Here is a 26,320-nt window from a genome sequence, read left to right as displayed (position 1 = left end):
GAACATATGGCACTCGATGATGACAAAAACAAAACGGTCCACGGATTTTTTTCGAAAGATCCTGAAAAAGCGGACAAGGAATTTTTTGGCCGCGTCGCCAATCCTGACCGTCGCGGATTTCTGAAACGCACCGGCTATGCCACGATGGCGGCTATGGTTGGGACATCAATCCCGTTTTCAGATAAGATGCCCATCGGGTTTGTCCCTGCTGCCTTCGCACAGGACGACATTTTGATGGGTAAGGATGGTCTGACATTGCTAAACGATCGACCGATCAATGCCGAAACACCCCCTGAATTTCTCGACGATGCAATAACGCCAACCGCGCGGCACTTTGTGCGCAACAATGGCATTCCACCCGAAGACGTCGATCCAGCGACTTGGACGCTGACCATCGACGGTTTTGTTGATGCACCGATGGAACTGACCATCGCCGATCTGCGTGATCAATTTGAAGTCGTAACAATGGCTTTGACGCTCGAATGTGGAGGCAATGGTCGGGGATATTTCAATCCGCCTGCCAAAGGCAACCAGTGGACCTATGGTGCAGTTGCTTGCTCTGAATGGACAGGTGTGCGTCTGAAAGATGTGCTGGAGAAGGCTGGCGTGCAGGCAGGCGCGATCTATACTGCGCATTACGGTGCAGACGCGCATTTATCAGGCGATCCTGACAAACTGCCTATTTCTCGCGGGATGCCTATCGATAAGGCGATGACTGACAACATCTTGATTGCGTTCGAGATGAACGGCGATGCACTCCACCCGTTGAACGGCGCACCCTTGCGTCTTGTTGTACCGGGCTGGCCTGCGTCTACAGCGCAGAAATGGCTGACACGCATCCAGCTGCGCGACATCGTTCACGATGGACCGAAAATGACCGGCACCGCCTACCGTGTGCCCAATCGTCCGGTCGAGCCAGGTGAGGACGTGGACAAAAAAGACTTCGTTATCATTGAGCGGATGCCTGTGAAGTCGCTGGTTACATTCCCCGCCAACGGTGCTGCATCCGGAATGGAGACTGAAGTACGTGGCCATGCATGGTCAGGTGACAGGACCGTCGATAAGCTCGAAATTTCCATCGACTTTGGCGCGACTTGGCAGGATGCCGATATGGACGCACCGGTCAATTCAGGCGCATGGCAAAACTGGCGGTCAAACGTGACCTTCCCCATTGCAGGATATTACGAGGTTTGGGCGCGCGCCACAGACAGCGAAGACGACATGCAGCCATTTGCGATTGATTGGAACCCCAAAGGGTATCTCAACAACACCATGCACCGCGTCGGCCTGCGGGTGAGTTAATCTAATCAGGCGGGCGCTTTGTTGTGCCCGCCGAATTAAATTCTGGAGATTTCTATGTTTCGTAAGATGAACCTGGGCGCGCTGGCCCTTGGTGCTACGCTTTTGTCACCCCTTCCTGCCTTTGCTGATCTCACCGATGCGCTTGCTTCGGCGGATGTGTCGCAAGGGGAGAGCGTTTTTCGCAAATGCAAAGCCTGCCACGTTGCCGCAGCAGATGGCAAAAACAAGGTTGGTCCGAACCTCTACAATATCGTTGGCGCATCTGTCGCGACAGTTGACGGATTTAAGTATTCAGCCGCGCTGACCGAATATGGTGGCGATTGGACACCCGAGCGATTGGACGCCTTCCTCGCCAAACCCAAGGCCGAGGTCAAAGGCACAAAAATGGGGTTCGCAGGGCTGAGAAAAGATGATGATCGCGCCAACTTGATCGCCTATCTGAATACATTGTCCGATACCTCAATGGAATTTGGTGCGACGCCAGCCGCCGCTGAAGCCACGCTACCAGAAGAAGATCCTGAATTCGGGGTTTTGAAAGTTGCGCCGGGTGTTGAGGAAACGTTTTATGCATGTACGGCCTGTCACTCCGAGATGATCGTCGCCCAACAAGGATTAACGCGCGAGCATTGGGACGAATCCTTTGAATGGATGGTCGAAGAACAGGGCATGTCAGAAATAGACGAACCCGATCGCACAATCATCCTCGACTATCTTGCCAAGCACTATAACGAAGATCGTCCCAATTTCCCTCGACCCTTAAATTAACTGTCCTGCGCGCGCCCAAGGTAATCGCTCCTGCTATGATAAGTAGGAGCGAAAATTATGCGCAGGGTGTTGCGCCACGTACTGCACCCAATAGTGCAAGCACAGTCGCAGGTTTACGTTGGTCTTGGGTGGATTGCTGTAAATATACGGTCAACGCATCAAATTTCACTTGATCCATGCCAGTTGCCAAAGATTGATACCACTGCTCACCTACAGTCCATTCTGCAGACTGCAGGGTCTGGATGGGCTGCGGGGGAGCGCCAATCCCACGCAAAAGAGTCAAACGGCATCCATTCTCTCCAACGTAGTGAGCTGAAGCTGTTGCATCAGCTGTACTTGTAACCACCAACACCATGTTCGCATCCCGCAAACTGGGGAAGCCATCTGTCTCAGCGTTGGATACAGAACGGAGGTCATTCAGCGTTGGCGCCGGAAAAGTCTGGGCCGTGTAGGCATTGTGAATGTCCAACGGGTCTTGGACACTTTGCTGAGGGGCCAGAAACACCGCCACCGCAATCGAAGCAGCGACAGCCGCGCCAGCGATCCAGCGATACGGACGCCGATTTGAGTTTGCGGGTTGTGACGTATTATTTTGGCCTGGCTTCAAGGTAGACAGTGCCTGTGACATCTCGGTGATTGACGCAAGTGCCGCCTGTAATTCCGGTTCGTTGCGGAGCCGTTGTTCAAGGCGTGCAGCATCATCACCTCGCAATTCACCATCTGCAAAGGCACTCACCAATTCCCAGTCTTGTTCCGTTATCTGTGTCATCGTCCATTACTCTTGCGGTCCTCGGAGGGCCCTTCCACCAGTTCTAACAGCGCGCGTCGTGCCCTGCTTAACCGGCTCATCACCGTGCCGTTGGGCACATCCATCACCTTTGCCGCTTCAGCGTATTTCAAACCCATAATATCCACCAGAAAAAGCACTTCGCGGGTGTCTGGCGGCAGTTTTTCGAATGCACGGCGGATCAGCACGTCCCGCGCATGATCTCCCGTTTGCATGCTTTCCTCAGATAGACGTCCCATACCGGCAGAATATTCCCGGCGCACACGTAATTTTCTCAATTCATCGTAATGCAGATTACGGATGACCCGAAACATCCATGGTCGAAGTTGATCCAAAACGTCTGGCTTATTATTGCTGCGCAAGGCACGCTCTATGGCGTCTTGAACGAGATCTTCCGCACTATCAGAGGCAGACGTTATCGATCGGGCATATGCCAGAAATTCGGGCATGAGTTGTTGAAGATGAGCGGAAACGATCATATCAGCGAACTTGCTCTAATTCCAAGCAATCGTCAAAGTGAAGCTGTAGATTTAAGATCGCTCGTTTGAACAGTATTTTGGATTGATAGATTAGAGACTACTTCGCACCTCTTTCCTTGGCTCACTGTAGCATTGGGTACGTATCCAAAAACTGAAATTGTTGCTGGAAGTTCTGAGCAATTTCTCGCCGTTCATACATTGCGTCGTTATGCCGAACTTCTGCTTTTTCCATACAAGACTCTGAGATTCGCATTTGCAGCGAAAGTTGACTTTGTCCGCACTGTGTGAATTCACCCATCACTCGATTTCGCAGTTGCAGCGAAAGTCTGGTCTGACGGGCCGCACCGCAGCGACGGCGGGTGGTAGCCAATGGCCGTTAAGGGCCGCTCCGCCCATTTAGATTCTGCACCGATATTTAGAAGCGTTTATAGTGCCGCAGTCCTAGCACTCAGGTGAGCAGGCAATGAGGACGGAGTCAGTCCTGTGTTGTTGGGGCATCTGATCAAATTTTATAGCTCATGTAAGCGCCCAAAGTTCGGCCAAGCGTCGTCGTCGATACGCTTCTTAATCTCAGCCCGGGCGATACCGGTAGCTTGATACGCAGCGTTCACCGATTTGTATGTGATGCCATAGATAACCACTTGAATCTTTGCGGGCCGTCCGTCTTTGGGTTGGACAACTGCCAAGTCGGGATCAGGGGATGAATACTCAGGTTCCGAAGGGCTTCTACATCTCTTCTTGAGCGTACTAATGTCAATTCGATCAGCTCGGCTAGCTTCTGAAAGAGTATTATATAAGACACCGCGGATAGTTACAGGCACAGCAAGTTTGGCCAATGCCGCGTTCCTGACTTGTTTCGTTACGCCTTCACCGATCCGATCTGGAAAGTTCGAAGACTTGAGCTGAGCAATCAGAGTTCCGGGTTCAATACCGAGATGCCTAGCAGCTTCGCTCGCTGTGTCGAACTCCTCACCAGCGATCCAGGTTCTCACGTGGTTAAAAGGGTTTCGAGCAGTTTTGGGAATGGTTCCGGTAGTATCCAAATAGTTTGGGTAGTTGGTACTTCTAATCCGCACTGCGAAAGCTGCGGTCGAGATGTCTATAGACTGGGCTGCAGCTTGATGGCTATGAAAATCATGGCCGTTAACGCGACACGGTTTGAAACGACTTACTCTCGGACGTTGTCCTTCCTCGGTATAGTAGTAGCTTGGCCAGCCGTAGTTGATGCGTTTGTAGATCCTTCTGAACGGCTCGCCAGTCGCCTCAGCGGCCGCTGAAAGTGACTCGTATTCGCCTTCCGGCACTCGCACGCGCTTTTTGTAGCGGAAGAGTAGGCCTTCTTTTGTAGGTTGCTGCCCTTCATCTTGAAAGAAATGACCCGGCCAGCCAAATCTTATCCTCTGCGCCAGTGCGCCTCCCGTCACGCCGGTAGCATCTTCGGCTTCAGTCAAGCTTCCATAGGGAAATCCCTCGATAACCACTGGGCGTGCAGAAGCGCTCTCACCGCCGCGTTTCGCAACGTGGCCTCGAGTTCCGTCTCCGCCGTCGGTTCGGTTCGCCAAAGGGCCCGCACCAAGATCTTTCCGCCCAATAAGGTCGATCAATTCTGCTTCGGCGTCATATGCATCCTCTTCAACTTCGAATGTGTCTGCAATCGATGTAAATACTTCAAGTTCCTGAGCTTTGTGACTTTTAAGGATGTTCCATTTGCGGTTGTTATGGTTTTCGGACGGTGCGGTGTGCTGGGCCGCACGTCGATTGACTCCTTTACCAACGTAGAATGGAACAGGTTTTCCCAAATCGCTTCGCCACAGAATGTAGGTGTAGTACTTGCGTTCATTCAAAGCACCTCGGATCTGAAATAGCTGGTTGAACTCAAGCCTCGTCAATAGCTTCGCGTCCAGGACTGTAACCCAGTCTACTTTCAACCATTCTTGGTGATGTGGCTTCAACTTCGACATGGTGTCCGCTTGGTACTGTTCGCTGAGTGTTTACACGACTGTCGTACTCGAGGCGATAGACTGCGATCACAGCAACTCAAGCCGCGAACGTCGGCAATGCGCGCTGCAATTGCAGCATTTGCCAAACGGAGCCAAGGTCCGGAATGGGCCGAACACGCTCGGTCACCAACGGCCCAAAGCCGACCTCTAGCAACTTCAACTAATGCTGCGACGGCAGCCCGCATAGCGGCCATTCATTGACAGTCTCCAGCGATGCTGTCTGAGCCAACGATCTATGTTCAAAAAGATAGACAGGGCCACTGTTTTCACCGACAACAACTGGGTTGCTCTAGCGATGGTCCTGAATTTCTGATAGTCTTTGAGAAAATCGAAAACACCAAAATACCCTGAGCACTTGCGCAGTACATGCCGGCAACCATTTAAGTTGCCGGAAGCGGAGACTTTGAATGAATATGTGGAGCATTTTGGACTATCCCCATGCGCTTGCTGGCGACTTGGTCTTTACGACGAATAAGATGCGGTCACTTCCGATTGAGGGCTATCAACGGTTGCGGCGTTTCCCTCACCCAGAGAAGGCGCATGTTGCCTGTATTGTAAGCCCCACAGATATCATGGAAGCGATGTTAGGCGAAGAGTCGTATAGTTTGACTTTCGCAGAATGGCTTGCGACACGACCTGAAGATGAACAACGCTTCGTCCTTCGGAACCCCAACATGCGACACGAAGATGCTGGCAAAATCATTGATGCCGCGCTCTTCTACTTAGACGAGAAATATGCCCTCAAGGACGCTTTAAGGGATACGATACAGGACACACCGGAGCGCTTGGGCTATTCGATATGCTCTGTGACAGCAGGCAAGATATTGAAACGTACAGGACTGGTCGATCAGTCTCTAATTCCAGCTGGACGGCAGATTTTTCCAGGCCCCCTGTACGCGCTTCTGTTGGAGAACGGTTGGCAACAGCTAATCCTTGGTCCGACGTACTTCACTAGCGATGTGGCTACATCGATGCCCTCAATTGTTCAGCAACGCCTTTCAACTGAAAAGTCTTCGGCGATGATGCGAAAGACAATGGCCGTTGCCGACGATATCATCAGTACGTTTGATGGCTTCTTGGATGTACTTCCGACGCAAGACACGTTCTTCTCAATCGCGGCATCTGAAGCGGCCTCGGTACTGGATATTATCAGTGACCAAATTTTAGATGTCGTAAACAACCATGCTCGCGCTTGGCTTAGAATCAAACAAGGTGTTGGAAACTGGAAGGACACCTCAACTTACCGACAGGAGCTCAATGTTCTGATCAATACGACACGGAAAAAAGAGCTTCTGGTCTGCAAACTGATGTCGAGCCTACTCGAGAGCGTTGAAAAAGGATTTCCCATAAAGAGTATCGGTTCAAGCATTCGCGCCATACATGATGATATTTCCGACGGCGGCACTCTGACTTCAGACCAGTTGGATGATGTTCTAAATCTGTACTATCAGTGCGAGTTAAACTTTTTAGCGGTCGTTGGCATGAGAGCAGCGGCGTACAGCTCCCAACCTGTTTTCTTTGATGACAGCACGCTTGAATCGCTTGGTGAAGAGGACCGCGCAGCGATACTGGAGGTCTTCAATTCTTTACATGATTATTTCGATAGTACTCGGATTGCTTTGGGGCGATATGCCAAGCAAGTCGGCAACATACGAGGAATCGTAGCAACGCTTGTTACCCCTGAATCGATGATCACAATCGACGACCTTGTACAAAACCAGATGGAGAACATTTTGTTCGAGAAGGTCCGGTCAACAAGTAGCTACGCAATGACTGAGGAGTTACGGAAAACAGGTTCGCAAACCATTCCAAGGTGAGAAGAAAGGGCCCTCGCTTGCCGGTACACTTCTTTGATCGGATCGCGAACCGACAACGAATTTAGGTCATAGGGGATTTAGACGTTAATGCCGCATCGCCAAACTGCGACTGATCCAGTCTATTCAGTCCGGCCCATTGCGGACATTAGCCCTACCTGCGTGATGCTACGGTGGCAGCCCGCATAGCTGCCGTTCGCTGCGAGAGTAAAAAGTGCAGACTTCGGTAGCGCCTCTGAATGCCCGTCTCGGGTATTCAATCGCCTTTATGCATTCTTGCAGGTGTTTCAGCGCCTCTTTCCGAAGATATTTGAGGCTAGATAATCAATGGCCTGACTGTTCTGACTCCCTGAGCGAAACCGCCGTTGTTCCTCAAAATCTATCGATGGCAACATATGGATGAACTGATCCTCGCGATAAAGTAGCATTAAAGCCTCTGGATCTAACCCACCAGCCCGCAAGCCCGTGAGGGTGTTGCCAGCTTCGATTGCAGCGCCGATCATGACATCGGCGAGTTGAACCGCGGGACTTGATTTCGAGTCAACTTGCACGACTTCATCGAGCTTGAGTGGAAACCGCAGCGATGTGATTTCAGTAGCGCGGAATTCCACCTCTTCGTCGTTCTCGATGTACCGCTGCAGGAGATTGTGATAGGTCAAGAGGTTCTTGGACTGATCATGCTCAACCCGATAGACTCCCTTGGCCATGACCTCCATACGTGTAATCAGCGATATCAGGACTACAATGGCAATATCGGTAGATACGCCGGGTGTGGAAATGGCCGAAAGGCAGTCGCGGTCTGCATATTGTGCGAGCGGGCCCAGAACTTCTGGAAGCTCTCGCCAATTGGTGGCCTCGGCAGCTTCAACCAATTTCTGGAGCGATTGCGGGTTCTTCTCTTTCATCGCAAGTTGAAACGCATCCATCAGCGCCGCAAACTCTGTCTCTCCCAGTAGGGCGGGCCCTGCCATGTGAAGCATGGCGGCCATCGCGTAATTCTGGCCATTCTCGTACAGGTCAACACCGCGCTCGTAGTAAAAGGGCTCGACCGAATAATCGACAAACATGAGCGTCAGCATAAATCGCTTGTCGGCCACATAGGTTACACAATCGAAATCGCTCAAAAGGTCTTTCAGCAGACCAAGCAGACGCGGATGATTGGAAGCGCGCCGTGACAGGGCATTATACTTGAGCTCTGGTGCCTGCAGGCGTGGAAAATGCTCTTTGATCAGCCGCTCAGCGTCGTCGTTATTGATGGCAATAGCGCTCGCGCCCTGAAACCGCTGATCGGCGTTGAGCAGGTCAAATCCGGTATAGCCGCTTTCGTCGATACGGAAGCAAGTCATGTACACATCATCCATCCTAGGCGAAGGTACTTTACTTACCATGGTTCCTTGCGATTACCATGCCTTGGCCATGGGCACATGAACAGCCGGTCTTCCCTCTACGCCACGAGACTTTCCTCTCTGATTCGAAGTAGGCTCGACGAGAGCCAAATGTGGCATCAAGCCCGACTAGGAATTGAATATTGCTGCGAGCCGACTTTGGTCTTCCAAGGAGTTAACATATTGAACAAACGCCGGGCACTCTTCGGTCGATCGATCTACTAGGCCAATTAGTGTATCGAGGGCGGCGCGCTGATGACTGTTTAATCGTGAAAGAGAAACGAAAATCTCGTCGAGATCGTTATTACTCGCGAAAATAAATAGCTTGCCGAGCAGCCCTGCAAGCACATCGGAGACTTGGACCCAAGGTGCGGACCGAGAGTCCACGAAACTAAAATTCGAAAGCGAAGCGTCATCGTCCTTCAGTTCGAGGCCAGCCAAAAAGTCTTGAATGGAAGGTTCAATGTCGAGGATGTGATTGGAGTGTTTGAACAGGGCTAGCCGGTGCAGATAGAAGCTGCCGAAACCGTCGATTAGGACATTGGGGCGCTCATCCTCCAGGTAAGGTAAGCTTTCAAGGCGTGCCGCAATCTTTAGTAAGCCTTTCAACATTTGGAAGTTAAATTCGGGAAACAAATTTTGGCGCGCATCGAGGATAACCTGCAGTTCCACGATGAACTCAGCGCGTCTGTCGCGGCCTACGTCCGGATAAGTATAGCGACCAAGGATTTCTGCGGTCTCAGCAGGGTCATTGCGGAGAAGCCAGTAGAGGTCGTTCTTTAGCAGCGGTGCGATCCCGATCAACTCATTGCTTCCATGCTCGGTTATGATTGAGTCGATCACATCAACCAGTGACCAGTACATCGGATCGAGTACCTGAAAGTGGATGAAGGCGTTGGAGTTGTTCAGCCAGTTGAGGAAGGTGCCGACCTTGGGAGCATTAAGCAGTGCAAGAAAATCGCCTTTGCCGAGTTGCTTTAGCTTTAGTTCTACGGACGATCTCTGCAGATGAAATGCAGCTCGTAGGTCTTCGAAATCAAGCGCTGGTGCAAGTCCGGCGTGCGCGATGCCACCCAATACGAAACACTGTGGCGCCCTGACGTTAAGGCCGTTTGGAGTCAGATGCAGTCGACGGATGTTGTTGGTTTCGTCATAGTGAAAGGTGAACACGCGATCTAAGCCAGTGAGCCCGCCTAAGGCGATTGCTGGATTGCGGAGAGCATTTACGTCGACCATATTGTGTTCGGGCCATCATTAGTAGGTTGCTGTTTGTCTGGGGAACCAATTTGAACGCCACGCTATGAGCGGTCCTATGGGCTTTCGAGTTTTTCAGTGCAGCTAGTTGTCTATTGTTCTCGATCCGAAATCAGATTTTGCTAATCTAGTGAGGTCAAACCGTCTGCAACTGGAATACCCAGATCAAGCGAGCGATTTTCATGGGTATATGCTGGGCCCACGACGTAATCCTGGAGCTCTAGCGCAGGGTTCATCATCGACGTTGTGAAAATGATTTGGAACGGTGCTTCAAACGCTGTTGCATATTCAACGATCAGCTTTTGAAAGAGATGGCTGCGTTCCTCTTGCATGCCCTTGTCCTCGATGTTGTCAAACAAAAGGAACCTCGGATGATAGAACGTATCGTCCTTCATGGCCGCGAGAAACAAAGCAAAAATCGTTGCATTCTTGAGAAAGACGTTGCTGCTTTCCGCGAAATTGTAAGTGCCATCGACGGAGTTCGCGTCATTCTTGAAGTTAACCGAAACGTCCTGTGCTGCAATAAATTCATCTTGTCTTGGAAGATCTGATCTCAAGATCGCAGCAGCAATCCGCGATACACTGGATAGCGCCACCGTCCGCCTCTTTCCGGCCGCAGTGCGCAACGCTGCCGCGCGCGCGTTCTTGATGTCCAATTCCTTCTGAACGTAAGCTTTCTCTGCACTCAGCGCTTCGATCTCTTCTGCAACTTGCAGGTTTGACAGCAGATAGGCCTCTTCCGCATCGATGTGACCAATTCGATTGGTGCGTGCGGCCAAAAAGGCTTCCCGTGGCCCATTTGGACCAGAGTATTTGACTTGGTATTGCGTAAGGTCGCGCTTGTGCTCGCTGCGCTTCTTCCGAATTTCAGTCAGTTTTTCGGTCAGAGATCCATTTTTTTGGCTCAACAGTTGACTGGTTTCACGCGACTGAATCTCCAGATCAAGTCTGATTTGGTTGTAGCGTGCCTTCTCAATGTCCGGATCTAGATCCTCTTTGCAGACGTGGCACTGACCTTCGACATCTGGAGCGACAATTTCTTTGCCACAAGCTGGGCAATGGCTGAATGCGATGGCTCCGACAACATCAAAAGACAGTTGTGCGGCTGCCAACTTTGCCGTTTGCTCTTCAAGGAAGTTTTGGAACTGGGCTATTTCCCTCAGTTCAAATTCTGCTTCGCTGATGTCATCCTCAAGGGCAGTGATGGTATCTCGTTGTTTGGACAGCCGCGTGCGCGCTGTCTTCCGCTCCGTCAAGAAATCCCCGACTTCTCCGGTATCGACATAGCGGTCAACGTTCCCGATCTCAGCGTGTAGACGTGCTTTTTCGGTCGTCAGTTCTTGAAGCTTAGCATTGATAGAGGCAGGCGTTGCGAGGGCATTTTCGAGCTTGAGTGCGCCCAAAAGACTGGAGAGCTTGGCATCGATCTTTGCGAACGCTTTCTCTTTGTTGCGAATTTCCAATCCAAGTTCGTAGAGCTCATATCCACTGATACCGCAGATCAGATCGCCAACAGCCTCACGAATGCTTTGGGTGTCGAATGACTCGTACCTGAATATCCGCATCGCTGGGGTGCGTTGATCAGAATAACAGAGCCTCAGGAGCTGGTGCATCGTGATGTTGGACGCTCCGTCACTTTGGGCCTCGGGGATTCCGAGCGTCCGGAACATAACCTGGGAGAAGCTTTCCTTGCTTCCGGAGCGCCGGAGTGGGAAGGACTCCCATCTGTCCAAAGCACTTTTTATGGCGTCTTCGAAACCCCCAAAAAAGACAGCGACAGGCTGTTGGGCAGACGATGTGGCCCGTTTCAGAACCAGTTTTCCCTTTGACGTCTCAATCTCAGCTTGTACCTCGTCACAACGACTGGCCACGTCCTTCCAATCATCAAACTCTCCGCCCAGAACGAAGAAGATAAAGTCTGAGATCGTGGATTTACCGGAGCCGTTTTCACCGCGGATAATATTGACGCCGGGATGGAAGTTCTGGTCGTAGGCAGCGTGACCCCGCCGCATGATGCGTAGTCGATTGATTTGGAGATAACGGCTGGCCATATCAGACGCTCCTGCGCAATCCGCAGCTTGAGCGTAGGCTGCTCATACCGTTGTCATGGCTAGCTGAATATTGATTGACAAGAAAACGCGCCAAACCGATCTCTTGAGCACTATCGGCACGGTTTTTGATGTCTACAAACAGAGACGATCCGAGCGTACTTAACTCGGCGGATTTGTCTGCAAAGCTCTCAGTATTCAGAAGACCTTTGCCCGCAAGGGCCCGCAGAGCTGATGTTTGAGCGCTCTCCATTTGGTGAAAGAGAAGAGGTGAAGCAGGGTAGGACAAAAAGACCTTATCTGGTTTTGGAATTGCCAAATCGCGGAACGCACTTCTAACATTAGCCGTCATGGTAACACGGTGGAGCAGGGGCGCGTTGGCAAAAAAGAAGTCCAGAATATAGAGCCGCTCAAGATGAACTGGTTGCTGCCATTCGAGCAGCAATCCACCCAAACGTCGGACACAATCATAAACATCAAACTGGGAGTACCAAAGCCGCGCACTCATGCCGGCTTATCCCATCGAATATGGCATTGTTCGGTCAAAAAATATAATCCGGACAGGACCGCTGAGGCTGGAAACTTCGTCTCACCAAAGCCCTTTGCCGTAAGAGGGTCTAGAACGTTGTCCTGAAGGGCTTTTCGCACATCATCTTCTGGTGCGTCCTTGCAGATATGCGGATGGAACACGTGGGTCACAAACCGCGTCTCTATCTCGGCAAGGAGCGCATCGTGGTCTTCTTTCGCTGCAGTAAATAGTCCCGTTTTAGCGTAACTACGCGCGAACTTATTCTGGGCATCATTAGCGTAATCGTATTCGCCCTCTCGGTCGGCATCAATCAGCTTTTGGAGGAGATCGCGCCGGTCCCGCTCGGATTTCTCGCCATAAACGGAGAAAGCCATCATACCGTTTGAGGCAGTCGCGGTGCTCTGTGTCTTTTCGATATGCCGCTTGATGCCACGATACACGACATCGTCGCGATCCTTGGGTTTGCAAATCGAAATATGATCTCGATCGACAGCCACAGGGTTTGCACCTGGGATCCCTGGATCGGCAGACTCTCTTGAAACGACGAGGACAGATTTGTAGGTAGTGTGTTTCTCGTAGTAGACCTTTGTCACATGATCGGCGTTTGCGGCGCAGAACTTCCGGTAAGCTTTGTTGAGATCTTCCAGCATACCCGTTTCATTGCCCAATAGTTTTATGTGCTTTGATGCGCCTGGTACAACGTCCACGATTTTGGCAATGGATGCACCAATGTGTGGTGTTGATAGGAAAATCACGAGCTTGGTTGCGCTTGATACGGCCGCCCAGTCCTCGTCGTCAGCGTCCTTTGATGCGCGCAAGATCATCTTGGCAAGAATGCCACCAAGACTGTGAGTGACGAACACCAGTGGGCGTTTGCCGAGCCCCTTACCGGCAAATTGTTCAAGAACGTTGTCGGCGCGCTCGAACATATCCATCTCTTTCTTTGCCCACTTTTCGAACACAGCCGCACCGAAACCTAAGCAATAGGCGTTGCACGGACCAATGTCGTTGGTAAGCCATTGTGGCCAAAAGCCGTCCGCCCCACCGCAATCCCATGTTGAGTGGGCATCTCCTGAAAGCCCATGGACAAACACAATATCGATAAGTGCGTCAGCAGTACTATGGATTTGTTTGAATAACGTTTCGCCCACTTACCGCTCTCTCAAAATTTGTTTTTTGGGGCAGATCCTGCCCTGATTATCTCGTTTGAAATATGCCGCATCGTCGCCTCGCGGTCCACACCTTTAAGGTGATTGGTTTCTACTAGACCAGTGACCGCAAACGATTCTGAAAGACTGCTTTTGACAAGACGTGACTAAATTCTCGCATCTGCAGCGAACTTCCGGTTCCCGCCCTCCCTGCCGAAACCTCTCCATCTTGACGTTCAGAAAAACATACCCTATTTTCTGACAAGGAGTTGAACCATGATCACGTCGAAAATCAAACAACGCATTGTTGGAAAAGGCCGGGGCGCCATCTTCGCGCCGTCGGACTTCCTCGATATCGGCTCGCGCGCAAGCGTGGATCAGGCGCTGTCGCGTCTGGCGGATCAAGACCTGATCCGGAGACTGACACGTGGGCTCTACGACTATCCCAAGCACAGCCCCCGTTTCGGTGCCTTGGCACCCTCTGTTAACGACATCGCACACGCCGTTGCCCGGAAGGACAACCAGGTTCTGCAGCCCTCCCCGGCCATGGCGGCGAACCAGTTGGGTCTGTCTACCCAAGTCCCATCCAACCCGACTTACATGACCAACGGGCCGACTCGAACCAAGAAGGTCGGACGGCAGGTGATCCAGTTTCGCAATGCCGCCCCGAAGACCTTGGTCGGCGCCGGGTCTAAAACGGGCACTGTGTTTCAGGCGCTTCGCTATGTCGGCAAGGATCGCGTCGACGATCAGGTGATCGGAAAGATCGCGCGCGTGCTGGATGCCAAGGATCGTGTGCAGCTTGCAAAGCAAAGCCGATATGTCCCGGCCTGGATGCACCCGGTCGTCCAGCAGATCGTGGCACACGCCTGATTATGGACCCCTTCGCGAACGACACCCCCGAACACCGAGATGAAGCCTTCCGCCAGGCCGCTGCTGTCACTGTACCCTAATTAATCAGATTCTGCGGTTTCAGGGCATTTTGGAGCAATTCTGTACCCTTAATTGCAATATATCCACAGGCTGCTCGCTTCAGGATTTGACCCCTTTTGAGCGTTTCCAGATTTCATCGGCGCGCATCAGAAGCGCTTGACGATTTGCGTCGTGTCCGAGCTCGGAGATGGCCTTACGAGCTGCCTGCAAAGCGCTCTCCGATGCATTTGGGCGACACGATCCATGCGTTTCCTGCCTAGTCGGATGCCCTGTTTCACTCAGTCTAGGAAGCCGTCGATCGAGGTCCTGCGACAATCCACGGATCCTCTCGATCACCCGACGATGCTGAGGAAAGACGCGGCGCAACTCCCGAGCCGCCCGGTCGTTTCCTCGCAGGACGACGGCGGCACCTAACAAGGGACGGGTCGTGCCGACATTGACTGCGGCAAGAGCAAGTAGCCTTTCGTGCTCGTTCCTGGAGGTGAGTGAACCCAAATGCCCGGTCCCCAGCACTGTCATGAGATGCAGGGTCAAATCTATCCGACGCAATCGTCTGTAATCGTTGCTCGCCACAGCTGCTTTTAGAGTTGCCGAGCCGCGTACAGCTTGAGCACGAAGTCTGCCTGATACGTATTTGGCTGGTTTTTTGGCTGCGAGGGTCCGACCGCAGGCTTCGCATGTCAGCGACCAGACAAAGCGCCAATGGCGAAGAACCAGATTTGGCGTTTTCTCAACACACCCCAAGCAATACTGGAAGTCATCCAGCGACATGTATCGCGCGGAATGATACATCGTACTAGGAAAAGTCATGGCAGCGATCTCAATCTGGGGTCGCTGAAGTGCCGCACAAGTCCGCGACCAGTTCACGACCCCTAGGTCACTCGTACATTCCGGCACCCTGCCCTGCCCCAAACCCAGATAGCCACAAAACTCTTCAACTGAACAATGGTTGGCGTTCGCCAATCGACTGATCCAGCTAGACAAAAGCTCATCATGAATGGGTGGAGGTCGAAACGGTAGTGGTCTGACCGTCATCCGAATGCAGCGGCGGGCTGGCGAGGAATGTTCCAGGCGTGCTTCGTCCAAACCGGTTGCCAGGCCTGAACTGCTTCGTCCGTGACCCGCTCTTCTCCGGTTTCGATCGCATCGATAGCCAGAGACTTGATCATGATGAACACACGCGAAGTCACTCCCCCGGTAACCTTCAGGATCGTCCGAAGCGACGCGACCGTCAGGCCTGAACGCTGTTCGAGCGCCATCGCGGCGATTAACGTTTGGATTAGCCGGGAGAACTCTACGTCATCTTCCCAAAGCGGCAGGTAGTGTTCGTCCAGACGTCGGGCCAGTTGGTCGTCTCCACGAACGGCCTCCAGAGCTTCGTTCACTCCGAAGACGACGAGCGAGGCACGGAGATCGTTGGCAAGGAACCGGAGCATGTTCAGGAACCGGCGTTGCTCCCGATAGCTGCCAGCAAGCAGATTGTGCACCTCGTCGATCATCAACATCCTAAGGTCCATGTCCCGAAGATGACTAAGCGCGCGGACCTCGAGCTCGGACACGGTATGCCGGCCCCACATCGGCGCCCCGATCGTCGCCAGGATGTGCTGATAGAACCGTCTTTCGTCCGGCGCGGGCGGAGCCTGAACCAGTAGTATGGGTGTCTTCGTGGCACCCAGCTGGGCGTTGTACTGCGTTGGATATTTGCTCGCCATGCGCTTGGCGATCATCGTCTTTCCGATGCCAGAGCTGCCATAGACCATCAGCCCTGGCATCCGGCTTTGCTGTGGCATTTCCATCAGGGATGTCAATCGGTTGAGTACGATGGTGGCACGGTCAAACGCGATCCAATGGTCGCCACGGATACGGTCAATTCTTTCGTCTGGGGTCATTAAACTCATCAATCTCATAGGTTGGCAGATCAGGATTCCCCGTGTCGATCGCGAACATCTCGCGCGACGGATCGCGGCGCGCTTTATGGCGGGGAAGTCGCGCGTCTCTTTCGTTTTCCAACCGGGCAGTCTTTGTCTTTTGACGCGCCGCTTCGGCTAGCCGCCGTTGCGCGTCAATCAATTGGAATAGGACCCGCTCGTTGATCCGGCCACCATGTTTATCCTGCCATTCTTTCCTGGCCCGCCGACTTTCCCAAAGCGATATCCGCGGGTGGCTGAGATCCCGGTAGCGTGCCGGGATCACGCGGCCATCACCGGTGATGACCCAGACCTGCGACAAGTCTCGCGGATCGTATTTCACCTGTACCTTGCCATGCCTGCGCCCGACCAACGACGCAAAGACATCACTCCAGTAATGGACCCCGAAGAGCGTGATCCCGGTGCGCCCGAGCTGACGCCACTCAAATGGCAGGAAGCTTGTCCGAAAGGCATCGACATCGACAACCTGCCGTCCCGCAGTATCGCCGCCCATGTCCGCCCATGCTGCAAGCGGCGTTCGCCCGAGGGCTTCGTGAACTGTGTTGTGGTAGCGGCATATTTCCAGGTGAAGCCAGTCCTCAAACTCGACCAGGGTCAAGGCTGCATGCTTCTCACTGTCATAGTCGCCCTTCTCGACGATTGAAGACTGCGTAGTCCCCGGCAGCACATGAACGGCCCCCATGGTCGTTCCGATCAGCCGTTCGACATGGCCGCCATAGTGTTTGCCGCCAAGCGGACGATACTCGACAGCAATGCCCCAATCTTCGCAGGCCATGCTGAAGGCATCGCTGTGGAACTCCTGCGCATTGTCGACGTGGATCGCCTTCGGGATGCCGGCCGTTGGCCAAACCACCTCTTCTAGTGTTTCTGGGAGGTGCACCGATTTCCGGCGCACGCAGTGATCAAGACATAGGGCGATCGACAAGACAGATGGCTCGTCGAAAGTGACATAGGCCCCGAGAACGATCCGGGTCGCGACATCAATGGCAACCGTCAGATAGGGGCGCGCAAGCGGCCGTCTATTGACGTGGTCGACCAACGTGATGTCCGAAGTTGTATGATCGATCTGAACGACTTCCAGCGGGACTGAAACTTCAAGGCGGCCAGGACGCGCAGCAAAGACCTTGTCAGCCTCCTCTGCCCCACGCCGTTTCCGGAAGACCTCTCGCTGATCCATAGCGTCTAGACGGGCTTTCACCGTTCTCCGGGTCGGCCGCTGAAACCCCTTCGCCTCGCACTCGGCACGGATCTCACGCCAGATGCGAAGAAAGCTCGAACGCTCGCGGACCAGATAGTATTTTCGCAGACTCTCATCGATGATGATTTCGACGTCTTGGGCAATCCGTTTCGAACCACGTTTCGGCCCGCGACGGTCCAACTCCAACGCCGTGGCGCGTGCATCGTTCTCTCTCAGACGCCGGTAGAGCGACCATGTGTGGCTTTTCGCCAAGCCCAGTTCCCAAGCTGCATCTCCGATAGCAGTGCTGATCGGCTCACCTCTCTTCTCAAGCTCCAAGATCGGCCGAAGAACCGCTGCTCGGTGTTTCGCAAGACGCTCGTTTACCACACACTCCCCCGCCCAATAGTCCGACATTTATCCACAGCTCCGACCGTACTGCAATTAAGGGTACAGTATGGTAATTAACGGTACAATATGAAAATTAAGGGTACATGCGGCCATTGATAATACGGGATAATTTCAGACCCAATTCTGACTAATTAGGGTACAGTGACATAAAGGCTGGCAAGGCCTCGGTCACGCGTGCAGGGCGGTTTGTTTCGGTCACGCCGTTGACCGAGAACCATTGCCGCCCAGCACCCATGTCAAATGCCTGAGGGCCGTCCGGGCAATGCGCCTCAAAAGCGAGGTCCAGTTGTTGGGCCAAGGGGTGTATTGAATCACCGCTCCCACCGACCCCATGCAGGAATACGATGCGCTTTGCGGGCCCGATAGTCATTTCATCTCCTCCAGAAGTGCAGTGACATGACCCGGTCCGACAGGCACGATCTCGCCCGGATTCAGCGCCTTGATCGAGTAATATCCGGCCTTTATGTGGTCGATGTTGACCGTCCCGCGCACGCCGGGAATGCGCAGCACGCGCTCCAAATAGGCCGACAGGCGCGGATAGTCGGCAATGCGCTTGATATTGGTCTTGAAGAGCCCGTGGTAGGCGGCATCGAATCGGATCAATGTCACGAACAGTCGAATATCGGCTTCGGTGAAGCGGTTCCCGAACAGAAAGTCACCAGTCAGCTGATCCTCGAGGCGATCCAGCATGGCAAAGACACCAGCCACCGCTTCGTCATAAGCGGCTTGGGTCGAGGCGAACCCGGCCTTGTAGACGCCGTTATTCAAACTGTCATAGATATCGGCGTTCAGCACATCTATGGCGTCGCGCAGATTGGCGGGGTAGAGGTCAGGCTTGCCCGGCACCAGTTCGGCAAAGGCAGTGTTGAGCATCCGCACGATATCGGCACTTTCGTTGCTGACCATCGTGTCGGTCTTTTCGTCCCACAGCACTGGCACGGTGGCGCGCCCCGAAAAGCTGTCATCGGCGTGGGTGTAAAGCTGATGCATGTGCTGCGCACCGTGAAGCGGATCCTCCCCGGCACCGGGATAGCCGCCAAAGACCCAGCCCTGATCGGTCAGCACCGGATTTACCACGGTCACGGCGATCAGCCCCTCCAGCCCTTTCAACTTGCGCGCAATCAGCGTGCGCGAAGCCCAAGGGCAGATGAGCGCCACATAGAGCCGATAGCGCCCCGCCTCGGCCTTGAAACCGGCGGATCCGGTTGGGCCAGCAGTCCCGTCCGCAGTGATCCAGTTGCGGAACGACGAGACCTGCCGCACGAAGCGGCCCTGGTCATCCGATGCCTGCACCGGTTGCCAATTTGCGACCCATTTCCCGTTCACGAGCATTTCTCTTATCCTTCGTTCTTCAATGTGATGGCAGTGCCCCATGGGTCGCACAGCATCACGCCACCCCGGTCCGCATCGATTTCCATACCCGCGCTTTCAGCGCGATTTGTGATTGTCGCAAGGGTCAGAGCGTCACGGACCATGATTTCGACGGCATCAAGCCCAGCCATACCTTCCGCCCGTTTGCCCACCCTGCGGCTATTCCAGACGTTGCCTGCAAGCTGGTGGTGATAACCGCCGCTGCCATAAAAGCTGGCACCGGGGTAGCGGGTGGTTACGCCATAGCCGAGCACGTCGCGATAGAAACGATCGGCTTCTGCTGTATCCCCGACTTGCAGGTGGATGTGGCCGATCATGCCGCCCTCGGGGAAGCCCGCCCACTGCGTACCCTCGGCGGCGGCAAGGAGACCCTGGGCATCGAGCGGATCGGTGGACATGCGGATCGCGCCGCTCTGATCGTGCCAGCGCGCGACGGGGCGGTCGACATAGACTTCAATGCCATTTCCTTCGGGGTCGGCGAGGTAGATCGCCTCGCTGACGATATGGTCGGAAGCGCCTTGCAGTGGTACCCCGGTGGCGACGGCATGGGTAAGCCAGCGGGCGAGATCGGCACGCGTAGGCATCAGGAAAGCGGTGTGGAACAGGCCCGCCTGCCGCCGGTCATTCGCATCCAGACCGGGGTCTCCCACCAGCTCCAGAAGCTGCAAGCCTTGAGTGCCAAGCGTGATGCGCCCGGCTGTGCCGGTGACTTGGATAAGGCCGAGGACAGCTTTGTACCAGGATGCGACCATGTCCAGATCGCGCACCTTGAGCGATACCTGCGCAATCCGCATCGGTGCCAGATGCATGTCGAAGAATTCGGTTACCGTCGCCATTGTATCGGTCCCTTCTTGATCTTATAGAGGCGGAGCAGTCCGGCCCCCTCCATCCTTCGATGGCGGGAGGCCGGGCAAGTTGTGGTTAGCTCAGTTAAAGACCATCCCACCATCAACGACGATGGATTGGCCCGTGATGTAATCGGAGTCGGGACCGGCGAGGAACGAAACGACTGCCGCGACGTCGCTGGCTTCGGACATGCGCTTGAGCGTGATGTTCTTGGCGAACTGCTCCATGCCCCAGTCGAAGGACTCACCGGCATTCTCGGCGACATCCTGGGCGACCTTCTGCATCATCGGCGTGTTCACGATCCCTGGTGCGTAAGCATTGACGGTGATCCCGAGGCCAGCAAGGTCTCGCGCCGCGCTCTGGGTGATCCCTCGCACCGCGAACTTGGTCCCGGAATAGACCGCCAGCTCGGGGTTCCCGACATGACCTGCCTGTGAGGCCGCGCTGATGATCTTGCCGCCGTGGCCCAGTTCCTTGAAGGTTTTAACGGCAGCCTGGATACCCCACAGAACGCCACCGACATTGATGTCGAACGCACGGCGATAGGTCTCGGGAGTAATGTCTTCGATCGGGGTGATCGGGGCGATGCCGGCGTTGTTGACAATGACGTCAAGGCCGCCCAACTCGGCCGCGGCCCTTTCGACGGCCGCAAAGACGGAATCGCGGTCGGCGACATTGACCTCGACCACCGTGGCTTTGCCCCCTGCCGCCACGATCCTGTCAGCCACGGACTGGGCCGACGTCGTGTTCATGTCGGCAACGGCAATCGCGAAACCGTCCTCCGCCAGGCGCAGGGCGATCGCTTCGCCGATGCCCTGACCTGCACCCGTGATGAAGGCGACCTTTCCGGAAATCTTGCTCATGTTCTTCTCCTGAGTTGTTCGGTTTCGATTGGCATCTCGTCGGGAGGAGTGCGGCCGCGGGGGGTGGTCCCGCGGCCAGCAGGTGGGGTCAGGCGCGTGCCCGCTTCAGGGCGTAGGCGCCGTCGCCGAGCAGCGACTGAACCACGAGCGCGATTGCCCAGAAGGCGGGGAATTCCCAGCCGCCGCCTTCGTTCGAGAAGAAGAATCCGGCAGCGCCGTGCGGCGCGTAGATCGATCCGAGCAGGATGGGCACGAGTGCCAGGGACACCCAGCGGCTGTAGACGCCGAGGATCAGGGCGATGCCACCGAAGAGCTCGGCGGCGATGACGAGATAGGCGAGCGGTCCAGGAAGCCCGAGGCTGGCAAAGTACCCGGCCGTCCCTGCGGGCGTGAAGACGAACAGCTTCAGCCCGGCATGGGCCAGAAACAGACCACCCAGCGAGACGCGCAGGATGGTGGCCGCAAGATCGGCATTGGCAATGCCGTAGATCAGGGTCGGTCGGGCGGCGGAAGGGGTGGTTGCGTAGGTCATTTCATTGGTCCTTCGATTGAGTTCGTGGCAAAGCATTGGCAGAATGTTCAGGTGCGAGCGGTCTGCCCCCAGGGTCGCGCGCCGAACCGGACTGGGTCCGGTCCGACAAGCCTGAAGATCAGATCAGTTGGCCAGGCCGAGATGCGCCATGTAGGTCGCGTTGTCCCAGAACAGCCACTCGTGGACCATCCGACCGTCCTGCCAGTAGGCGATGGTGGCCATGGGCAGCTCAAAGCGATTGCCCGTGGGCTCGATTGAGCCGCCGTCTGCAGTCGCCATGGGCTCGGTAAAGGTGCCGGTCATCACGCCCATGCTCGCCGTCCAGTTATCCGTGCCGATGCGGATCGGGTGGAGCTTGATCTCGGTGTCGGGCGCGTGGACGAACAAGTTTTTCAGGTCGGCGATGTGGCGATCGATGCCGACAGTCGAATGGCCGTCGGGCCAGGTCACGACGATGTCCTCGTTGTGACTCTCGTGGAGCCGCTCCCATTCCTCATTGCTGAAAACTTCGAAGTCGAGTTCGTCGAAGGTCTGGAGATTCTGGGCGGCAAGCGCACCGATGATCGCGCCGCCATCATAGTATTGCTCGGCCGTGATCTTACCGTCGCCGAATGCCGGCGGCAGTTCCAGAACCGTGAGAGGCGACGCCGCAGGTGCAATATCCTGCGCCAGGATGGCGCTTGCGGCAAAGGCAAGAGCGGCCGAGGCCATTAGAGTTTTCATGACGTTACGCATGGTGTATGCTTCCTTGATGTTGTGGGGTTGTCTGGCAGTCAGGCGTTGCGCTGCCAGGTGGGGGCGATATCGGTGCCGTGCCCAAGGCCGTAGGCGAGCGCGATGTTCAGGCCACCGACGGGCTCGAGGTAGCGGGCGGATGCCAGGCCACCCGTTTCCAGGGTCTTGAAGCCGGCGCTTGTCGCGAGGGCCACGACCTTTTCGCGGGCCTCGGCATCGTCGCTGGCCACAAAGACAGTTGTCGGCTGGCCGGCGACCAAGCCGCCGTTCTGCAGGACCGACGCGAAGACGGTGTTGAAGGCCTTGACCACGCGGGCTTGCGGCGCGAGCTTCTGGATTTCCTCGGCAGCGCTGGTCGTGTGGCCGACGGTGAGCGCCGAAAAATCGGCCGTCATCGGATTGGTGATGTCGATGACGATCTTGCCGACCAGACCGCCCGCGGCCTTGATGACGTCCGCAGCCGCGCCGAACGGCACCGCCAGAACGACAATCTCGGCAGAATCTGAAGCACCGTCGAGAGGGCCGCCTTGGATGTTGTTGCCCAGATTGGTCGCGACGGAGCGGGCTTCGGAGGCATCGCGCGAGGCGAGAGTAACCTGATGACCGGCCTTTGCGAAAAGAACGGCAAGGCCACTGGCCATGTTGCCCGTTCCGAGAATGGAAATGTTCATGATCGTTCTCCTGGTTGTGACGCATCTGCGTCTTTGTCCAGCAGAACATGGCCTCATTCATTCAGAATGATAATCCGTCCAATCGGAAGATCATTGCATCCATTATGGAAGGAATAGCACCCAGCCCTGTTCCCAATGGGGCTTGCCGCGATAGCGATCGGCAAGGAAGTCGACGAGCGCCCGGACCTTGGCAGCGAGATGCCGGCTGTGAGGATAGAGCGCGTGAACGACGAAGGGTGTGGTCTCGTGGGCCTGCAGAATGCGAAGAACCCGTCCCGCCCGAATCGAGGGCCCGGCCACGAAGCTAGGGACGCAGGCCAAACCCAGCCCGGCCTCCGCGGCCCGGAGGCAGGCCTCGGCGTTGGAGTATCGAATTCGACCGCTGATCGGTGTCGCAAGGACTTCGCCGGCGAGCGATCGGAGCGGCCAGCGGTCCGGCTCCCGGAAGTTCGTGTCGATGATGCAGTCGTGCGCTGCAAGTTCCTCTGGCGCGGCCGGTGCGCTCATCCGCTCGAAGTAGGCGGGGGCGCCGACAACCACGATCCGCACATCGCAAAGCTTTCGAGCAACCAGGCTCGAATCTGCAGGACGTCCGATGCGGACCGCCATGTCGAAGCCTTCATCCACGAGGTTCGTCACCCGGTCGGAAAAGGTCACATCAAGCTCGATCTCTGGATAGCGCAGCGCGAAGTCGTTGAGCGCAGGCGCGAGCTCGATCACGCCGAACGAAAGTGGCGCCGTCAGTCGAAGCCTGCCTCGCGGTGCCTGAGACGCGTCGCGGACGGCCAGGTCGAGATGATCGTAGTCATCAAGCAGCGGCCGGAGCCGCTCGAAATACGCCTTGCCCGCCTCCGTTGCCGATATCGACCGGGTCGTGCGGTTGAGCAGTCGCACGCCGAGTTCCGTCTCCAGTCGGGAGACGAGCTTGGACGCTTGGCCCGAACTTGTACCGAGGCGTTCGGCCCCGCCGGTGAAGCTGCCCGTTTCCATCACGGCGACGAACATCCTGTCGCAGTCAAGTCGATCCAACAATCAATCCCTTTCGGAAGAAATACCCACCACGTGAGGGAGTTTAACATCTTGCCGGAAGAAATGTAACGAGGCAGCTGTGACAGCTTTTCGATGGGCGGCTATAGGCGTGAGGCCCTTTAAGGGATCAGGAGTACGCGTCCGCTCACGCCGCGGCTCTCCAGCATGGCGTGCGCCCGGGCCGCCTCTGCCAAGGGGACCGTCGTGTACCGGGGCGCGGCAATGCTTCCATCCTTGATCCATCCAGTGAGCGCAGCCATTGCACCGCGGAGGGCCGGGCCATCGAGACTTTCGGAAGAGTATCCCGTCAGGGTCACCGGTCGGATCAGGTCCCAAAGATCGAAGCGCACGTCACTCCCGCCCACAGCGCCGACAAGCGACAGGACGCCACCAGGCTTCAGGGCCCGGAGAGACATCTCGAACACGGGTGCGCCGACCGTGTCGAGGATGCCGTCAATGCTCGCGGCCTCAAAATCCGGCGGCGCGTCGCGGGCGGAGAGAGCGATCTCGTCTGCCCCGAGACCACGCACGTAGTCCGACTGCTCGACTCGCGACACGACGCCCACCACAGTCGCGCCCTGGGCTTTAGCGATGGCAACGGCTGCCGAACCGACGCCGCCAGCCGCCCCCGTTACGAGGATGCGGTTGCCTGCGAGGCTGCCAATCCTGCGTAGGCCCTCGTAGGCTGTCACCCCGCCCAGTCCGATGGCGGCCATCACGTAGGGGTCGGTCGCGGAGCCGATCGGGGCAACGGAGTCGGCGGCGACGGTGACAAGCTCGGCGTAGCCGCCTGGCCGCTCACCGCGCACGCCACCGAGCCCCTGCATCATGGTGATCACCCGATCACCGGGAGAAATGCCGTGAACGGAGGCACCGATCTCCGCAATCTCGCCGACAACCTCGACGCCGGGAACGTAGGGAAACGGCTCTTGGTTCCGGATGGGCCAATTGCCCGAGCGTATCTCCAGATCCGTGTGGTTCACGGCGGCGGCGATTGTCCTGATCCGCACCTCGTCGGGCCGAAGCGGCGCGAGTGCCATCGGGGCGAGGACAAGCCCCTCGGGGGGGCCATAGGCGCTGATCTGAATGGCATTGGTGACCTCATTGCTTGTAGTCATTCCGCGCGCTCCGTCCTCCCTATGCGGCTGCGAACGCCAATCGTCGAACGAATGGCGTTCCCGTCCTAAGCCCTTGATCTAGCTTCCATCGACCTGCGCGTCTATGGAAATATCGAAGGTCTGCAGGTAGCTGGACACCATGCGGTAATATCCAAGTACGCTGGTGGCATCGCTCAGTTCCTGAACGGAGAAATGCCTCAAGGCATGTTTGAACAAGAATCCCGAAGCCTTTCCCTTGTCGAGGATGGCTTTCCCGAAGCGTAACAGGACGCGTTCATTTTCCGCGAAGGCCTCTGCATCATCCAGCCGATCCTCGGCGATCGCGATGAACTGACCCTGGCGAACGCCAGCCGTCTGGGCAATGGAGACATGCTGCTCCCATTCGTAGGCGGCGCCTTCATGCGCCGCCACCATCAGAACGACCAGCTCCTTGTGATAGTCTGAGATGGTCAAGTCCGGAAGATCGCATTGGTAAAATCTATAAACGGGATGAACGCGCCGGAGCTGTGACCCAGCATCCGAAAGAAATTCACCTTCGTCGGCAGACTCTCGAATTTTTCCCGGACTTCGTCGGGCAGCTTCGCAAAATCGAAGTACGTGACCTCTATCTTGGAGCTGATCTTGTCATTGTCTTGGAGTGAAACGGTCAACGTCCTGATCCTTCTCGCAGATGGAATGAAATTCGCCCTTGGGTTTCGGGCGGTCGCGGGTGGCGTGGCGCATGCCGGGCCCGGCATCCGGGTTCATCGCAGGCGGCGAAGCCGCCTTATTTCGTGAAGCCGTTGAACTGTTTGAAGTAGCTCGCGCCGAAGCCATCGAGTTTCGTACGGATTTCCGGGGTTGGATCGCCGTAGACGAATACTTTCTCGATCCGGGCAAGGGACAGAAACTTCTCGGCGTAAGGGGCGAATGTCTCCTCGACATGCGGCAGCACACCCGCCATCAGATACCGCTCGACGATATGCACCTCGGTGTGGTCGGCATTCACGACGTATTCGTAGGTCAGCGTGTCCGGCTCATGGCTGGCAGCCTCGACAATCTTGGCGACGAGGGCCTCGAACTCGGCAAAGTGCTCCGGTTTGATGGTCATGTGGTAGATGGAATATAGCTCGCCCTTCATGGCGTGTCCTTTCCGGCTGAGTGTGTAAGTTGGTTTCTGTCCAGATCCAGCCCCGGGGCCGTGAACACGACGATC

The 26,320-nt window shown here is 55.6% G+C and carries 26 protein-coding genes; 4 read left to right on the top strand and 22 right to left on the bottom strand.

Going from position 1 to position 26,320, the window contains the following annotated elements:
* Positions 1-6 precede the first annotated feature (6 nt).
* Both HKX44_RS18330 and HKX44_RS18325 read left to right on the top strand, forming a co-directional pair.
* Entirely contained in the window at positions 7-1,302 is a 1,296-nt protein-coding gene (locus HKX44_RS18330) for a sulfite oxidase (RefSeq protein ID WP_276152821.1), read from the top strand.
* Positions 1,303-1,356: 54 nt separating this feature from the next.
* Entirely contained in the window at positions 1,357-2,067 is a 711-nt protein-coding gene (locus HKX44_RS18325) for a cytochrome c family protein (RefSeq protein WP_276152820.1), read from the top strand.
* 55 nt (positions 2,068-2,122) lie between these two features.
* Here the strand turns inward: HKX44_RS18325 and HKX44_RS18320 are convergent, their stop codons facing one another.
* From HKX44_RS18320 to HKX44_RS18310, 3 genes are all read right to left on the bottom strand, one after another.
* Positions 2,123-2,836, bottom strand: a complete 714-nt coding sequence (locus tag HKX44_RS18320; protein ID WP_276152819.1) for a hypothetical protein — start codon at positions 2,834-2,836, stop codon at positions 2,123-2,125.
* On the bottom strand, positions 2,833-3,333 hold the full coding sequence (locus tag HKX44_RS18315; protein WP_134015205.1) for an RNA polymerase sigma factor: 501 nt from the start codon (positions 3,331-3,333) through the stop codon (positions 2,833-2,835). The genes HKX44_RS18320 and HKX44_RS18315 overlap by 4 nt, the downstream gene beginning before the upstream one ends.
* A 509-nt stretch (positions 3,334-3,842) precedes the next feature.
* The gene (locus tag HKX44_RS18310; protein ID WP_276152818.1) at positions 3,843-5,294 is read right to left on the bottom strand and encodes a GIY-YIG nuclease family protein; all 1,452 of its coding nucleotides are present in this window, start codon (positions 5,292-5,294) and stop codon (positions 3,843-3,845) included.
* Between the two features lie 446 nt (positions 5,295-5,740).
* Between HKX44_RS18310 and HKX44_RS18305 the strand changes: the two genes are divergently transcribed.
* Complete coding sequence (locus tag HKX44_RS18305; protein WP_276152817.1) at positions 5,741-7,150, top strand: hypothetical protein; 1,410 nt, start codon at positions 5,741-5,743, stop codon at positions 7,148-7,150.
* Between the two features lie 284 nt (positions 7,151-7,434).
* Here HKX44_RS18305 and HKX44_RS18300 read toward each other — a convergent pair whose 3' ends face one another.
* The 5 genes from HKX44_RS18300 to HKX44_RS18280 form a co-directional block, all read right to left on the bottom strand.
* Positions 7,435-8,508 carry a DUF3800 domain-containing protein gene (locus tag HKX44_RS18300; RefSeq protein WP_276152816.1) on the bottom strand — a complete coding sequence of 358 codons (1,074 nt, stop codon included), beginning with the start codon at positions 8,506-8,508 and terminating at the stop codon, positions 7,435-7,437.
* A 153-nt stretch (positions 8,509-8,661) separates the two neighbouring features.
* The gene (locus HKX44_RS18295; protein ID WP_276152815.1) at positions 8,662-9,768 is read right to left on the bottom strand and encodes a hypothetical protein; all 1,107 of its coding nucleotides are present in this window, start codon (positions 9,766-9,768) and stop codon (positions 8,662-8,664) included.
* Positions 9,769-9,908: 140 nt separating this feature from the next.
* Entirely contained in the window at positions 9,909-11,837 is a 1,929-nt protein-coding gene (locus tag HKX44_RS18290) for an AAA family ATPase (protein WP_276152814.1), read from the bottom strand.
* A 1-nt stretch (position 11,838) separates the two neighbouring features.
* Positions 11,839-12,342, bottom strand: coding sequence for an ABC-three component system middle component 5 (locus HKX44_RS18285; RefSeq protein ID WP_276152813.1), 504 nt, complete (start codon positions 12,340-12,342; stop codon positions 11,839-11,841).
* Positions 12,339-13,514 (bottom strand): ABC-three component system protein, encoded by a 1,176-nt coding sequence (locus HKX44_RS18280; RefSeq protein ID WP_276152812.1) that lies wholly within the window; start codon positions 13,512-13,514, stop codon positions 12,339-12,341. The genes HKX44_RS18285 and HKX44_RS18280 overlap by 4 nt, the downstream gene beginning before the upstream one ends.
* A 273-nt stretch (positions 13,515-13,787) precedes the next feature.
* Between HKX44_RS18280 and HKX44_RS18275 the strand changes: the two genes are divergently transcribed.
* Positions 13,788-14,384 (top strand): DUF6088 family protein, encoded by a 597-nt coding sequence (locus HKX44_RS18275; protein ID WP_276152811.1) that lies wholly within the window; start codon positions 13,788-13,790, stop codon positions 14,382-14,384.
* A 1,091-nt stretch (positions 14,385-15,475) separates the two neighbouring features.
* Here HKX44_RS18275 and HKX44_RS18270 read toward each other — a convergent pair.
* The 14 genes from HKX44_RS18270 to HKX44_RS18205 all read right to left on the bottom strand — a co-directional run bounded on the left by HKX44_RS18270 (position 15,476) and on the right by HKX44_RS18205 (position 26,245).
* Positions 15,476-16,333, bottom strand: a complete 858-nt coding sequence (locus HKX44_RS18270; protein ID WP_276153154.1) for a TniB family NTP-binding protein — start codon at positions 16,331-16,333, stop codon at positions 15,476-15,478.
* Positions 16,311-17,966, bottom strand: coding sequence for a transposase family protein (locus HKX44_RS18265; protein ID WP_276153245.1), 1,656 nt, complete (start codon positions 17,964-17,966; stop codon positions 16,311-16,313). Before HKX44_RS18265 ends, HKX44_RS18270 begins: the two co-directional genes overlap by 23 nt.
* A 121-nt stretch (positions 17,967-18,087) precedes the next feature.
* Complete coding sequence (locus HKX44_RS18260) at positions 18,088-18,330, bottom strand: hypothetical protein (protein WP_276152807.1); 243 nt, start codon at positions 18,328-18,330, stop codon at positions 18,088-18,090.
* On the bottom strand, positions 18,327-19,292 hold the full coding sequence (locus HKX44_RS18255; protein WP_276152806.1) for a glutathione S-transferase family protein: 966 nt from the start codon (positions 19,290-19,292) through the stop codon (positions 18,327-18,329). The genes HKX44_RS18260 and HKX44_RS18255 overlap by 4 nt, the downstream gene beginning before the upstream one ends.
* Before the next feature lie 5 nt (positions 19,293-19,297).
* Positions 19,298-20,167: a VOC family protein gene (locus tag HKX44_RS18250; protein ID WP_276152805.1), complete on the bottom strand. Its 870-nt coding sequence runs from the start codon at positions 20,165-20,167 to the stop codon at positions 19,298-19,300.
* 90 nt (positions 20,168-20,257) lie between these two features.
* The gene (locus tag HKX44_RS18245; RefSeq protein ID WP_276152804.1) at positions 20,258-21,040 is read right to left on the bottom strand and encodes a (S)-acetoin forming diacetyl reductase; all 783 of its coding nucleotides are present in this window, start codon (positions 21,038-21,040) and stop codon (positions 20,258-20,260) included.
* An 88-nt stretch (positions 21,041-21,128) separates the two neighbouring features.
* Positions 21,129-21,572: a DoxX family protein gene (locus tag HKX44_RS18240; RefSeq protein WP_276152803.1), complete on the bottom strand. Its 444-nt coding sequence runs from the start codon at positions 21,570-21,572 to the stop codon at positions 21,129-21,131.
* 123 nt (positions 21,573-21,695) lie between these two features.
* Entirely contained in the window at positions 21,696-22,307 is a 612-nt protein-coding gene (locus HKX44_RS18235; RefSeq protein WP_276152802.1) for an ester cyclase, read from the bottom strand.
* 38 nt (positions 22,308-22,345) lie between these two features.
* Positions 22,346-22,978 (bottom strand): NADPH-dependent F420 reductase, encoded by a 633-nt coding sequence (locus HKX44_RS18230; protein ID WP_346348190.1) that lies wholly within the window; start codon positions 22,976-22,978, stop codon positions 22,346-22,348.
* A 102-nt stretch (positions 22,979-23,080) separates the two neighbouring features.
* The gene (locus HKX44_RS18225) at positions 23,081-24,007 is read right to left on the bottom strand and encodes a LysR family transcriptional regulator (protein ID WP_276152800.1); all 927 of its coding nucleotides are present in this window, start codon (positions 24,005-24,007) and stop codon (positions 23,081-23,083) included.
* A gap of 119 nt (positions 24,008-24,126) precedes the next feature.
* Positions 24,127-25,125 (bottom strand): NADP-dependent oxidoreductase, encoded by a 999-nt coding sequence (locus tag HKX44_RS18220; protein WP_276152799.1) that lies wholly within the window; start codon positions 25,123-25,125, stop codon positions 24,127-24,129.
* 78 nt (positions 25,126-25,203) lie between these two features.
* Complete coding sequence (locus HKX44_RS18215) at positions 25,204-25,578, bottom strand: hypothetical protein (protein ID WP_276152798.1); 375 nt, start codon at positions 25,576-25,578, stop codon at positions 25,204-25,206.
* Complete coding sequence (locus tag HKX44_RS18210) at positions 25,575-25,775, bottom strand: hypothetical protein (protein ID WP_276152797.1); 201 nt, start codon at positions 25,773-25,775, stop codon at positions 25,575-25,577. Before HKX44_RS18210 ends, HKX44_RS18215 begins: the two co-directional genes overlap by 4 nt.
* A gap of 116 nt (positions 25,776-25,891) precedes the next feature.
* Complete coding sequence (locus tag HKX44_RS18205; protein WP_276152796.1) at positions 25,892-26,245, bottom strand: antibiotic biosynthesis monooxygenase; 354 nt, start codon at positions 26,243-26,245, stop codon at positions 25,892-25,894.
* Between the last annotated feature and the right edge of the window lie 75 nt (positions 26,246-26,320).

The organism is Sulfitobacter sp. M05 (genome assembly GCF_029285175.1).
Taxonomy (GTDB): domain Bacteria; phylum Pseudomonadota; class Alphaproteobacteria; order Rhodobacterales; family Rhodobacteraceae; genus Sulfitobacter.
This window is presented reverse-complemented; position numbering and strand designations above follow the sequence as displayed.

Excerpts from the sequence above, each read along its gene's own strand:
- HKX44_RS18330 (WP_276152821.1), top strand. The coding sequence starts at position 7 with ATGGCACTCGATGATGACAAAAACAAAACGGTCCACGGATTTTTTTCG.
- HKX44_RS18325 (WP_276152820.1), top strand. The coding sequence starts at position 1,357 with ATGTTTCGTAAGATGAACCTGGGCGCGCTGGCCCTTGGTGCTACGCTT.
- HKX44_RS18320 (WP_276152819.1), bottom strand. The coding sequence starts at position 2,836 with ATGACACAGATAACGGAACAAGACTGGGAATTGGTGAGTGCCTTTGCA.
- HKX44_RS18315 (WP_134015205.1), bottom strand. The coding sequence starts at position 3,333 with ATGATCGTTTCCGCTCATCTTCAACAACTCATGCCCGAATTTCTGGCA.
- HKX44_RS18310 (WP_276152818.1), bottom strand. The coding sequence starts at position 5,294 with ATGTCGAAGTTGAAGCCACATCACCAAGAATGGTTGAAAGTAGACTGG.
- HKX44_RS18305 (WP_276152817.1), top strand. The coding sequence starts at position 5,741 with ATGAATATGTGGAGCATTTTGGACTATCCCCATGCGCTTGCTGGCGAC.
- HKX44_RS18300 (WP_276152816.1), bottom strand. The coding sequence starts at position 8,508 with ATGGATGATGTGTACATGACTTGCTTCCGTATCGACGAAAGCGGCTAT.
- HKX44_RS18295 (WP_276152815.1), bottom strand. The coding sequence starts at position 9,768 with ATGGTCGACGTAAATGCTCTCCGCAATCCAGCAATCGCCTTAGGCGGG.
- HKX44_RS18290 (WP_276152814.1), bottom strand. The coding sequence starts at position 11,837 with ATGGCCAGCCGTTATCTCCAAATCAATCGACTACGCATCATGCGGCGG.
- HKX44_RS18285 (WP_276152813.1), bottom strand. The coding sequence starts at position 12,342 with ATGAGTGCGCGGCTTTGGTACTCCCAGTTTGATGTTTATGATTGTGTC.
- HKX44_RS18275 (WP_276152811.1), top strand. The coding sequence starts at position 13,788 with ATGATCACGTCGAAAATCAAACAACGCATTGTTGGAAAAGGCCGGGGC.
- HKX44_RS18270 (WP_276153154.1), bottom strand. The coding sequence starts at position 16,333 with ATGACCCCAGACGAAAGAATTGACCGTATCCGTGGCGACCATTGGATC.
- HKX44_RS18265 (WP_276153245.1), bottom strand. The coding sequence starts at position 17,966 with ATGTCGGACTATTGGGCGGGGGAGTGTGTGGTAAACGAGCGTCTTGCG.
- HKX44_RS18260 (WP_276152807.1), bottom strand. The coding sequence starts at position 18,330 with ATGACTATCGGGCCCGCAAAGCGCATCGTATTCCTGCATGGGGTCGGT.
- HKX44_RS18255 (WP_276152806.1), bottom strand. The coding sequence starts at position 19,292 with ATGCTCGTGAACGGGAAATGGGTCGCAAATTGGCAACCGGTGCAGGCA.
- HKX44_RS18250 (WP_276152805.1), bottom strand. The coding sequence starts at position 20,167 with ATGGCGACGGTAACCGAATTCTTCGACATGCATCTGGCACCGATGCGG.
- HKX44_RS18245 (WP_276152804.1), bottom strand. The coding sequence starts at position 21,040 with ATGAGCAAGATTTCCGGAAAGGTCGCCTTCATCACGGGTGCAGGTCAG.
- HKX44_RS18240 (WP_276152803.1), bottom strand. The coding sequence starts at position 21,572 with ATGACCTACGCAACCACCCCTTCCGCCGCCCGACCGACCCTGATCTAC.
- HKX44_RS18235 (WP_276152802.1), bottom strand. The coding sequence starts at position 22,307 with ATGCGTAACGTCATGAAAACTCTAATGGCCTCGGCCGCTCTTGCCTTT.
- HKX44_RS18230 (WP_346348190.1), bottom strand. The coding sequence starts at position 22,978 with ATGAACATTTCCATTCTCGGAACGGGCAACATGGCCAGTGGCCTTGCC.
- HKX44_RS18220 (WP_276152799.1), bottom strand. The coding sequence starts at position 25,125 with ATGACTACAAGCAATGAGGTCACCAATGCCATTCAGATCAGCGCCTAT.
- HKX44_RS18205 (WP_276152796.1), bottom strand. The coding sequence starts at position 26,245 with ATGAAGGGCGAGCTATATTCCATCTACCACATGACCATCAAACCGGAG.